The 12484-nt window shown below is 49.7% G+C and carries 9 protein-coding genes; all 9 read right to left on the bottom strand.

The features are described 5' to 3' along the window. Positions 1-39 precede the first annotated feature (39 nt). The 9 genes from BJF97_RS35635 to BJF97_RS09920 all read right to left on the bottom strand — a co-directional run bounded on the left by BJF97_RS35635 (position 40) and on the right by BJF97_RS09920 (position 12478). Entirely contained in the window at positions 40-4155 is a 4116-nt protein-coding gene (locus BJF97_RS35635) for a hypothetical protein (RefSeq protein WP_442910100.1), read from the bottom strand. Between the two features lie 207 nt (positions 4156-4362). Further along, positions 4363-5223 carry a glycine-rich domain-containing protein gene (locus BJF97_RS34060; protein ID WP_148722755.1) on the bottom strand — a complete coding sequence of 287 codons (861 nt, stop codon included), beginning with the start codon at positions 5221-5223 and terminating at the stop codon, positions 4363-4365. Positions 5224-5238: 15 nt separating this feature from the next. After that, complete coding sequence (locus BJF97_RS09950; protein WP_070082895.1) at positions 5239-5922, bottom strand: YmfQ family protein; 684 nt, start codon at positions 5920-5922, stop codon at positions 5239-5241. Next, complete coding sequence (locus BJF97_RS09945) at positions 5919-7067, bottom strand: baseplate J/gp47 family protein (protein WP_070082894.1); 1149 nt, start codon at positions 7065-7067, stop codon at positions 5919-5921. The genes BJF97_RS09950 and BJF97_RS09945 overlap by 4 nt, the downstream gene beginning before the upstream one ends. Beyond that, positions 7057-7506 (bottom strand): phage GP46 family protein, encoded by a 450-nt coding sequence (locus tag BJF97_RS09940; RefSeq protein WP_048294792.1) that lies wholly within the window; start codon positions 7504-7506, stop codon positions 7057-7059. Before BJF97_RS09940 ends, BJF97_RS09945 begins: the two co-directional genes overlap by 11 nt. After that, positions 7499-8086, bottom strand: a complete 588-nt coding sequence (locus BJF97_RS09935) for a phage baseplate assembly protein domain-containing protein (protein WP_070082893.1) — start codon at positions 8084-8086, stop codon at positions 7499-7501. The genes BJF97_RS09940 and BJF97_RS09935 overlap by 8 nt, the downstream gene beginning before the upstream one ends. Further along, positions 8083-9162, bottom strand: a complete 1080-nt coding sequence (locus BJF97_RS09930) for a phage baseplate assembly protein (RefSeq protein WP_070082892.1) — start codon at positions 9160-9162, stop codon at positions 8083-8085. The genes BJF97_RS09935 and BJF97_RS09930 overlap by 4 nt, the downstream gene beginning before the upstream one ends. Next, positions 9159-10559 (bottom strand): DNA circularization protein, encoded by a 1401-nt coding sequence (locus tag BJF97_RS09925; protein WP_070082891.1) that lies wholly within the window; start codon positions 10557-10559, stop codon positions 9159-9161. The genes BJF97_RS09930 and BJF97_RS09925 overlap by 4 nt, the downstream gene beginning before the upstream one ends. A 44-nt stretch (positions 10560-10603) precedes the next feature. Further along, positions 10604-12478, bottom strand: a complete 1875-nt coding sequence (locus BJF97_RS09920) for a hypothetical protein (RefSeq protein ID WP_070082890.1) — start codon at positions 12476-12478, stop codon at positions 10604-10606. Between the last annotated feature and the right edge of the window lie 6 nt (positions 12479-12484).

Below are 12484 nucleotides of genomic sequence, written 5' to 3'. Positions count from 1 at the left end.
CACTAAGCCCAACAATAAAAGGGCGAAGTGGGTAGGTAATTACTTACTGGCTTTCCAGCAGTACAGACCGCCGTGATCGTATGTCGATGCACCGTTACCCAGACCTTCATACAAATCAGAACGGTCAAAGGAAAGCATGAAAAGCTCCGTTTCATCTCCATTAGTGAACGGGACCAGCGTGCACCATGGCCCGGTTGTGTTCGGAGCCAGATACACATCCTGCACAAATTCACCCAGGAAAGTCAGACCTGCCTCATACTTGCGCAGATGCATCCGGTTGGCCGTTCCCCCGCTGGTCAGATAGACCGTTTCACCGAAATGCACAAACTGGTTGCCTGTATCGCGCACGCCAGCAGGGACTTCAGCTGTCGTATATTCCTGAACAATGCCGCCGTACAGCGTCGGGCTCCGGAAAGTTTTGCATCCGCTGGAAATGGTGTTTCCCGTCATCACCCACTGGCTGCTTGAAGCTTCATAGTAGAAATCAATATCCTCCACGTAGCTTGCCCCGATCCCGAAAAAACTGCCGTTCGCGTTCTTCATCTGCACAGAGTTTCTGACAATAATCACGCCGCCCTGCAGCAAGTCCTGTTTCGTCTCAAAGTACAGTTTTGGTCGATTGTTATCGGCCAGCCCTTTCCCCTGATAGTCCATACCGCAAGAGATGCCCTTCCAGCTCTGACTGTTCCGGTCATACACCGCCTTGATACTGTCATCACCCAGTACGACATCCTCATCGGTTCCGTCAGTCCGCACCTGGAAAATCGCGCCAATCATCTGGACTTCACCGCTGTTGAAGTTGATACGGACTATCTGGGTGTACAGGTCGGAGATAGTGGTCCCTGTTCCCTCAACGAGAAAATAAAGCCAGTTACCGCGCTGAATAAACGTACCGTCTTCATAAGTCAGGAAGCGAATGGAGACGGAATTCGCCCCGCTGGCAATTCGGTTTGAAAAACCACTAAAGACAGCAACATCACTGGCCGAATATGCATCCGTTTGTGCAAACACGTAGGTTTTCCACGTGTCCAGGTATTCCAGCCTGCGGGCATCAAAGATGGCATAGTGCTCATAGCGGCCAATCCATTTCCACGTCCCGTCAGCGTTCACTTTTTTCAGCAGCAGTGACACCCCGGTATTTTGCACCTGAAGCACTGCGCCGGTCATATCCGAACCGGTGAACGTGGTGGTATCAAGCAGACTCCCTGCGGCGTAGATTTCACAGATAACCTGGCTGTTCGAGACGCGGACCGAAACACTGTTCTGCTGGTCAACATCCGCGAACATTATCCCCATCGTGGCATTGCCTGCCAGCCTGTCGATCGCGATCTCACTGATTGCAAAGGGCATATAGCGATCCGCGAACATCACCACCCGGCCATTTGCTATCGGGTTACGGAAAGAGACCTTTCCTGCTGACCAGGAATAAGCAAACACATTCCCGGCGGTGATATCGTAAGTATTGCTCTGCAGATTCCAGGGATTGTTTTCCAGGTCCATGAAAGAGAGCATGAACGAGTCAGCGGCATTGTAAAAATCGCGACGCGCCCACTGCTTAGTGAAAGTGTATTCCAGAGGGTTGTTGAAACTGTCGAAGTCAGGCGTCTTTTCAGGCAGCCCGGATAGATCGACATGGAAAGGCGCGTTAAAAACTTTTGCTTTTGCCTGACTGCTCCGTGTGGACTGCTCAATCATGGCGGACACGTCATTGACTCTGGCGACCTGATTGGGATAAATCTTCCTGACGGCGTATACGGGGTCGGTTGTTTTTCTGACGCGCACCGCAACGTAACCGTCCTGTGTGGCCACTCCGCGATACGTTGCCGTCACATATCCGCCGCCCGATTTGAAGGTGAAGAGGTCCGATATCCACCCCTTATCCGCGTCACATTGCATGATATAGGCGATAAGTTCCCCGACGGTGGCGGAGCCGTACTGCCCGTACATCTCGACAGAGTCGCCTTTTCGCACCGGGATGTAATACATCCGCCAGGCACTGTAAGCAGAGCCGGAGACGATATTACCGCCGCTGTACATTACTGAGTTATCAGCAATGACTGATGCCACGCTGGTATAATCGACAGTTTTTACCGGCCCTCTCAGGTCTGATGCAAAAGCTTTATCCTGAGACGTCCGTGTTATGGTTGCCGCGGGTGTGGTGACGCGTACGCGCACGTAAACGAAACCATCCTGGGTTGCCACACCGGACATTACGCCGTTACTGGTGACACCCGGTGACGTGTAAGTGGCAAGATTAGCCACAACCGCCATTGCAGCATCCAGCTGAATGATATAAGCAATAACTTCGCCTGCCGTGCCGGAGCCGATTTGCCCGAAATAGCGCACGATATCCCCCGCGCGAACAGGAACATACGCTGCTCTCCAGTTCTCACCTGCGGTGTCAGAAATCAGTCCGCCGGAGTATATAACCCGCCCCGTGATAGTGTATGTATCCGGTGCACTGGTCACGTCAAGGGTTGTTCTGTTAGCCGCAACAATATCGGCCGGGTTCATTACAGCGTATACGCTGGCGGGCAGGGAAAACAGTTGAGTGGTCTTTGTAATGGTTGCTGCCGGATCAGTCACACGCACCCGGACATAAACAAAACCATCCTGCGTGGCGACACCAGTCATAACACCAGCGCTGGACGAGCCGGGCGAAGTATAGGTGGCGAGTGGCGCCACAAATTTCAGCGCACTGTCGAGCTGGATGATATAAGCCAGTACCTGGCCCGAAGTGCCGGTGCCGATTTGGCCGTGATACTGAATAACCTCTCCTGCCTTCACGGGCAGATAAGCTGCTTTCCAGCTAACTCCTGCGTTGTCCACCACCGAACCATCCGCTGACATGACACGCCCGATAATATATGTGGTGGTTGAAGCATTCGTGACATCCGTAGTCACGCGGTTGGCCGCATTCACAGACGTTACAGTTTTGACGCCGAATACATCTGCGCCGGGTGTGAACCGCTCTCTGCTCTGATAAATCGCCGCTTCCGGCGTGGTCACCCGCACACGGAAGTAAGCGAAACCGTCCTGGGTTGCCACGCCCGATAAAACACCTGTTTTTTGGACTCCTTCCGACGAATAAGTCGCCAGATTCCCCACCACATTAAGGCTGGCGTCGAGCTGAATTATGTACGCCATCAGCTCGCCGGGTGTGGCGCTGCCAATCTCACCGTGATATTCGAGAACATCCCCTTTTTTTACCGGAACGTAAGCGGCACGCCATGACTCTCCGGCCGCATCAGTGCGGGTACCATCGGCATAAATCACCCGCCCGGCCACCCATGCAGTACTCTGAGATGAGGTAATATCAACAAGCGGTTTATTCGCCAGCACATTCTGATAACTGGCATAGCTTGCTACCCCTCCGGCGGCATCAATATCTGCCTCCACTAGAATTGTTTTTTTGCGCTGCGTCAGGGTGAATTCTGCCGTATCCCTCACCCGGACGTAAATATACCCGTCCTGAGTCGCAACTGCTGACAGCGTGGCTTTATCCGTTACGTTCCCGGTTGATATCCACTCAGCCAGAGATGCCACGAATGCTTTGTTGGCGTCCAGCTGGATAAGATACGCCATCTGTTCGCCAGCGGTGTTAGAGCCTACCGTCCCGCTATAGGTGACTGTCTCGCCCGCCCTGACTTTCAGATACCAGGCATTCCATGCAGGGCTCGATGCAGTAGAGCCATCAGCATATATCACCAGCCCGGCAACAATTTCCGCATCGCTTTTAGCATCCCCTGTAATGTATCCCGTTTTCAGAGCGCTCATCGACGGCATAGCTCTGCCCGTAGCCGCCAGCGTGCCACCGTTATTAATGTACTCATCCGCCAGTGTGCCGCCATCAGGGCTGCGTACATAGGTTGTTGAGCCATCCGGGATGTTTGCAATATCAGCCTGAGCATCGGCCAGCGTCATATACTGGCGGCTGAGAGGGATCAGGTTCTGTCGTGTTGCCTCTACAGCAACACCTGCGGCTGCTGTTATTTTTATTGCAGTCCCTGAAAGTGAGTCTTTCGCATTCCCAAAGCGATCAATGTATATATCGCTTTCAGTATTCATATAGTCATCAAAGGCTAACGCATTATCGTTAAGATCTTTCATGCTGTTAGACGGACGTGAATTTCCTGTGTTGTATCTTTGAGGCATATGATTTCCATGCAGGAGCTAAGCTGCTGTGTAGTTAATAATAACCCAACAATTATTTAATTGATGACGATTCGGAATTGGTAAAAGCCCAGATGCCGATACATATTAAAAATAAACCCGCGCATTTATTTAGAAGTTGGAAAGCTATTTTATTTATATATTAATCATTCGCGTCATTGCTCCCCCTAAAAAAGTACGACATTTATATCACGTATACTCTTCAATAATAACTATTCCGTCACGACCTGCTGCCCCCGGGTTAACTGGTCGTAATGGCCCATTTGAGCAGCCAGATGCACCAGAGCCATATCCGCCACCTGTTACGCCGGGATTGTTTATGGCCTGCACGGCTGCTCCAACTCCAAGCTGACTATTGGCTCCCCTTGAACCGATTGTGTATTCGGTTGATACAGCAACCCCTGACTCTGCTCCTGGCCCAGAAACACCAACGATATTCCATCCGGTAGGGCCGTTTGAGTTAGAGTTTGCCACTGGTTGAAATGGAGGGTTAGCCGGGCCTGCTGGCAATCCGGCTTTTCCTCCGGGTGCAATAATAAGATCTCCGACCGAGCTAGTCCCTCCATCCTCCCCATAAAGCGATGATGCAGTACCACCTTTTCCGCCCTGACCAATAGTGATCATTACTGACGTCAATGCGGATACATCATACATTCCCTCTGCGTATGCACCGGCACCACCACCATTACTCATAGATGTTTGTCCTGCTGCCGTTGCTGCTGCCGCAGAACTCCCCCCTCCACCGCCAAGAATTCTTATTTTCCACTTTTTAGCGCCAGATGATTTTGTAAACATGCCACTATTGGTAATAACTCTTGGCACGCCCAATATACGGCCAGTAATAACACCATTAATTGCTTTTAATATTTGCGAGTCGTCGTCAGGATTTAGTGTATATCCCAACCCTTCAACTAAGTTAACCATTTCCCTTTGAAATGTATTAAGCATTTCTGCATTAATAATTGTCGGCGATACACCATTAGCAACGTTACCGTTAGTATATTCGCCATTAGCATCAGCGGTATCTGTTGTACTTCCAACTTTTCTCATATTTACCTTCAGGATTTAATTTAAAGAGATATGTCCCGATGCAATATCAAATATCGTTGCAAATTCAGGAGTGACTTCATAGACCCCCTCATCATTGAAACCGAAATAGATATAGCCAAACTTGACCAGTGTATAAGACGGTGCCAGCGCGTTTATACGACACTCAAGCTGGCGATTCCCCCATGAGCGAAGTGGATCTCCGCAATAACTGAGTCCTACCCGCGCGTAGGATATCGTTGTGTCCTCTGCTTCTACCAACCAAACAAATGGCCAGTCATCACCGTTAATCCCATCACCACATACGGATAATCCCGTTCTCGCTTGCCGATATTCTTTGATGGATATGGTATAGCCCATCGCAGCGGCAATACCGATGAAATAACTTTTTGACTGACCGCCGGTACTTATTAATTTTGAGACGATTGCATTTTGTCGCTTGGCGATTGTGTCGACCTCGCCAATGGAGCAATCATCAGGTAATCCGAGTGTATTTTCCCAGTCAGTAAGCATGATGGTTGCCGTCTTCGGGAAAGCACCACTGAGTAGAGACTGAGAGTCGTTATCACTACGTTGATAGCTCCTTGCCAGTGCTCGAAGCACCGCCGTCTGCACTGCATTTCTATCTTTTGTCCAGGCTCTTCCTGACGGGATTAGTGCCTGTAGGGCTTTAAGATAGTCGTCAGTTGAGAAGAGGCTCATGTATAGTTCACCTCTCCACGAACGGCCATCTCACCTATTCCCGGCTCAATATTTGCAGATGGGGAAACCAGAATAAAACCAGCTGTCCCAGAAACATCCCCTATCGCACGGTTAAGGTCTGAAAGATAGATTTTTCCTGTTCCGAGAGGATCAGCAGATTCAAACAAAACGCTGTCAATAGCGTCAGCTATAGCAGCAGTTGTAGTGCTACTCGCATCAGAGATACCACTTATTTCAAAATCAATAACCCGCTCAGTAGGCGAACAGATGTAATTCAGGGAGGTGACAGGGGTAAGTGGGTACATATAATCGGCTACCCTTCCCTGATCGCCTGAAGCCTTCACTGCGCCCCATTCTTCCAGCTGCGATATACCATCCGTACCAACCGGGAACCCATGGTTTGTCTTGTCGTTGCCATCACACATGATGTAAATCACAACGGTTCCTGGGCCCATTCCTCTACGGCGGACCCATGCACGTGTAACACCGGATACTGCCAGAGCCCATGTACGATAATCAGTATCGCTGCCCCCCTGAGGCGGATTTTGAAACAACAGAAGACCGCGCTGGCGAAAATCCTCTTCATCCTCAATATCAGCACCGCCGGTGGCTGGCTGAATGAGCATGACCGTACTTTCAATGCCAGACACATTCGCATCAAGGGTCAGGATAGTACCGGCATCAGCATTTCCCAGGCTGCCACCTCCAGTGACATCATCGGCGATGTCAGGTAATACGGCGGTAACAGCAACTGTTGCTGTGCCAGAGCTGCCGATCGTTACACCAGCATCAGTAGTGTACTGATAACCATCCGATCGATTAATTACTGCTCCCGCATCTAACGTCCTCCCTGACGTCCCTTTGATTTGCGCTTCAGGTGATCGAGCAGCGGTGGCTGCTTTACGGTAGGCCTGTTTAAGCGCCATCCATCCAGCGAGCCATTCATCTGTCGATGTAAAAGGAGTGCATTGTCGGGCAATATAATCCAGATAGGCGTAATGCAAGTGCGCCATGCCAGCGTCCATATCCGCTAGCACCTTCAAATTTCCGAACCGGAGCAGCGCGCCGACCTTCTCCAGCTCCGCCTGCATGAACTGTTGATTTTCTGTTCTCAGCTCACTAAGCGTTTTTCTTTTAAATGGCATTGTTCAGTTGCTCCCATAACCAGAAGAATTTGAATTCTTGCCAGTCGCCGTCCGGGGGAAGATAACGGATGATAAGATTCAGCCTGTTTGGAAAAACGATTTCTGAGGTCGCCTGTATTTCCCTGGCGATTCCGTCACTTTTTATCCATGCCAGCGCTTCTTCAGCATACTGCTCCGCTCGCATAGCTACGTCGCGGGTCAGTTTTTCTCTCCGCAATAACCACAGACGTGAACCGATTGTCTTTTCATTTCCCAGATCACCCCACCATCCTCGGCGATCTGTCCCCTCATATGGGTCATCTGCGCGTGCAAGGCCATCGGTAAAAAGGCTGATCAGCACGGCGGTATGCATATCATTGTCAGAGGTGAGAATGCCGAAATTTTCCTGCCAGTCGGCCTGCATCTCATCAATATTCCAGAAGGATGAAATATCACTCATCAGATACCTTCTCTGTGGTTTTTTCACTGGTGACAGTGCTTTCTCCTGACTGAACCCCTTTCACTTCATGGTCGTGAATGTTGTAGGCGTCACGCAGTTGTTTTACGGTTTTGGTGTTTGAATTGCAGTTGTCTACAATGTCGCCGGTGCACTTAAACATCGGCGTGTTGGCAAGAATGGAATCAGAGGCATTAATAGTGACGGTAGTGGCATTATTAACCTCTACGTTTTTACCCTTAGCATCAACGAAGACTCCATTTTCTGTCAGAAGGATGTTCAGGCCCCACTGGTTGTACATTACTGTCTCGCCTGAATTAAGATCCGAATGACGATACCCCTGATGGTTGGTTGCTATGACCACTGGGTTTGAGCGATCGCCACCCAGGAACGCCAACACAACGTCTGTTCCGACAGGTAACCCAGAGGAAAACCCAAACTCCGCCAGTCTGTGGGCGTTAGCGACCTCCAGCGGAGTTTGATACTGCACGGTCTGAGTGCTGCCAGTATCTGTCATCGCAGTAATTCGCCCTACCCCTAACATGCTGGCAATACGGGTTGCAAACTTACGAATCTGGCTCATTGGTTGAATCCTGCGAGTTGTTGATAGAAGGCGTAGGGCTGAACGGCAAACGCTTCTGGAGGCATTAGCGTTAGCCTGGCATGGGTGCCATCGCTGTCGCGCATAAATGTTACGTCGGCAATCAGCAACTCGGTTTTAGGCAGCTTTAGCGTGGGAATATTTACGGGTATCAGCGTATTTGGCTCCCATAGCTTCCCAGCTTTATCCCGCCAGCTATCTATCGTGACGCTTAGTTGCTTTGAGCGGCCATAACGCCTGTTCATCTCCCAATCAATCGCGCGCTGTGCCTGCTGAGATGCCATCAGGGTGCTTTCAACGATAACGATACGCTTCCGGTAGCGCATCTTTGCTGCTTCCGGATCGCGCGCTGTGGCTAGAGTGACTGAGTCATAGGCAGTATCAGGTGAAAACCCAGCAATTGGTGAAACGCTCATCGAGATGCCAACATAGTCAGAAAACCTTTCCGACATATCAGCGCGGTAGTACGCCTGCTCTATATTTTCCCCTTCAGCCACACCACTGGCCGCCCGCCGTGTTCCCACCCGCGTCAGCAGAAGACTGCCATCCGGCAGGTCGTAATAAAGCAGCGCCGACCAGCGTGTGACCCGCTCGATGATTTCCTGCGGTGATTCTCCCCAGTTGATAGTGAACTGAGGCACATCAACCAGATCGTCAACATCGCATGAAACTTTGATGCCGTACCATGAGGAAAGCCGGGTAGTGATACTTAGCGCATCACTTTGGTTGATGACATTGTTTGGCCACTCTGCAGAGCAGTCCACCAGATCCTGACACTTGCTGCGCCCATTAGCCTGCACTTCATGTCTGGATCGTGTAATTGACGGCTCCCAGCTGTCAACATAGCCCGTCAGGACCAGATCATTCCCGATGCGCACTTCACAGGACTGCCCCTCCTGCACCAGCTGCTTATCATTAGTCCCTGGGTAATAGTCCATTAGCCCAAGACTAAAATCAGACGGGAAGCGCTCTATGCTTCTGGTAACACGAACTGAATCCCATCCCTCTATTATTTTATTACCTACCGTTAACCTAACCGTATCCAGATCTTCGCTCATTGCCGTAATACCTTCATCGAAACAGGCATAAATGCCGGATGGGGAACGCTGGACTCCTGAATCAGCTCATCCGCTCTGGAAGCATCCTGATACAGCCGACTGGCGAGAGTAAGCGCGGGAAGAGGCTGGGTTGAATTAAATTGCATTAGCTCGCTCAAACCGCCAGAAATTGCTGACATAGCCTCAAGAAATGAAGATCTGACCAGCAACAACTCACCGTATAAATCATCATCGGCTCTGTCACCAGCAACCAGAAGCGCCGCATCAAGCTGGTTAGCTACACGCCGGGTTATTTGCTCCGCTTCATCGCGGCTGGTAGGGTTGGAATCTGATGCCGCTGAAGCCATAGCGGCACTGCATAAGACGATAATCAGAGTATTAACGGTTTGCGCAATGTCAGCGCTTGAAGTCGAATTCTGATATTCGGTACTGGTTGCATTCGCCAGCTTTTCCAGTGCCGTAATACGCTCGTTAACACCACCGGTACAGTTGAGGATATAATTAATTAAGTCGGCTGCGCGCTGGATAAAATCATCAATAGTTGTTGAATTATTGAGCGTAGTAGCTGAGTCAGTAATTCCCTTCCTGTCCATAATGGCTTGAGCAGAAACCTGATCAGATAATAATTGGAAATCTTCCGTATCATCCGCAGATGTTCCACCCATCAATCCAGATGATGAGCCGCCTACAGTGCCTTTGCTATATCGACCATATCGCTCATTACCAAATGTTGATTTCAGCACATTACTGATATTTGTCACTTCATTAATGGTGCTGTTAACCATATTTGACCAAAAGCTTATCGTACTTTTTATTGTTTTTATTGCCTGGCTAACCCCACGCATTTCAGCTTTAACACGTGCGATGGTACTAAGAACCGTAGTACTTACCAGTTTCAGGTAGTTTGTTTTAACCGTTTTTGATGATGCACTACTGCCGGTTATAGCAAATACTTTAATGCCGGACTCAATGAGTGTCAGGGTGAACTCAAATACTCTCCCACTCTTCATATCTCCGGAAAGGCTTAGGCCATTTTCAGGTACAGAAACTGTCATCTCACCAAGAGTGGGATGAATTAGCGTCCCGCTGCCCTTGGTTTCACAAGCGGCGATCAATGCTATCCGCTGGGATATGACATCTCCACCACCGTATATGAGGCTATCCTGAACGAGGAACCCTTTGAGGACAAAACGACGGGTGCCTCGCCCCATATCCTCTATCCAGGCGGTATCCCTGTAAGGGTATTCATGCACTGCCTGACGGCGTCCGTGACTCCCCTCTTCACTGATGATGGCAAAGGGGACGCCACGGAAGGAGCATGGTCGAAGCTGACTTTGCCAGTCTTCAACCGTATCTCCCCCCATCAGGGATGTGATCGCATCCTGAATGATTGCCATCAATCCTCCGGAAATAAAAAACCGCCGGCACAGGCGGTGATATGTTAATAATTCATGGGAGTGATAATTTTTCCGTTATTTTCTACGTTATAGGTTTTTCTCTCTCCTTTATCGTTAATCATGGTTATTTCAAGCTTTAATGGATGTTCAGAAAGAGCATCCGTCAGAGAGCGAGTAATATTATCGGCCATGACATTAGTATCACCGACTCCATCAGTTGGAGCCAGTATGGAGGGCGTCCGTACATTACCTCCAGCACCAGAGATGATATCTCTTCGCTGTTGCGTAAGATTATCGCGGCTTCGCAAGCCTGACCACCGGTCATCCATAATGGCTGACTGTATCGCATTTTTCAGCTGCTCTTCCGTGTACGGTTGTGATCCCTGTTCATGCTGAATCATTGCAGCCATCAGATTTTTAAGTACTTCAGGGTTATGCAGATCAAGGCGTTGACGGGAGTCATAGCCAGTCCTGGCTGATACATCGTTAATATATTGCTGCGTTTTATTTTCAGTTCGCGGGGCATACGTATGAAGAATACCACCCGGAGTATTATTACCCCGATCACCATACAGCATTAGTTGACGAGCCATCGCCGCCAAACCATCCTCATCACTGGAGAACGTAGAAAAACCCTTATTTCTTCCTGTTGCGTTTGAGGCATCCCTCAAATTTCCAGGATTGTGATTTCTAAACCCAAGGGTGTTTTTACCATTAGGGTTATAGACGATGGGGCCACGTGAGGTTTCTGGTCTAATAATGGCGTTTACATCATCACGTAATTGCTGTGAGCGATCCTGATTATAAAAATACTGGCGATATTTCTTCCTGGACTCATCAGTCATTACGCCAGCAGTAAGCTGATTTTTCTCATTTCCGTTGAGGCTCTTCTGAAATTCAGGATCTGCCAGCGCTCTGCGCATCAGCTCGGAGTCGTCGCCTTTGTTTTGTCCAGCAAACCGCCCCATGGAAATGTTGTCGAAATTATTCGCCAGCATATCAGTAAAGCCATTCACCATATCGGTAAGGCCATTGGTATCAAGAGCGGCATAAACCTTACGTTCAAGCTTTGATTTGAATCCGTCCCAGGAAGCGCTCGCTTCCTTCACTGCAACATCGAAGCTTGTAAGTTGCTGGTTAAGTGCGGGATCCACCGTCAATCCTACCTTATCCGCTTTTGCCAGAAGACCAGCATATTTTGCTCCTTCACGCATAAGCGTGAGCATCTCAGGAGTTAAACCCATCGCATCAGCAAACGATTTTTGTTGATCTGGCCGAAGTTTGGGGAAAATCCTTGCGATGGACTCAAGCGTTCTTAGCGTGTTGACAGAACCATCATTATTTCTTTCAATCTGGGCGCCAATCTGAGCCATGGCGGCCATGACACCAGCATTTTTACCACTATTCGCCTCGTTGAGAGATTTGAAGATTCCCTCGATCGAGGATGCAGCACTATCACTGTCTGCCCCTACCAACTGAAGAGCCCCGGAAAGTCGGGAAAAGTCCTGAACACTCATAGCAGTATTTTGTGCATGTGTGTTCAGGTCATAAGCCCCTCTGGCTGCTTCCCGGTAGCTTTCCGCGAGCTTTCCTGTGGCATATGCCGCCCCACCAATGGAGCCAATAACTCCACCGACTAATCCCAGACCGGCAAACTTTCCCGCTAGCTCTCCCACTATTTTCATCGGAGGTATCATGTCACCGATAAACTGAACGTTATCGCGTGCAGTCCGGGCCATAATATCCAGCCTGGAATTATATCCATTCAGCCCATCAATCGTCTCCTGGCCGCCTAATTGAAGACCTTCACGGGTCTTATCAAGTTGTGGCTCAAGATTACGGACAGCCTCATCTATCCGAGCTATTGCTTCGCTGACATGATCCCCAGCCACCAGTTCAAAATCAAAAGAGTTACTCATCGCGTG

The organism is Klebsiella sp. LTGPAF-6F, from assembly GCF_001753185.1.
Lineage (GTDB): Bacteria > Pseudomonadota > Gammaproteobacteria > Enterobacterales > Enterobacteriaceae > Klebsiella > Klebsiella michiganensis.
Note: the sequence above shows the minus strand (reverse complement) of the source record. Positions and strands in the feature narration are given on the sequence as shown.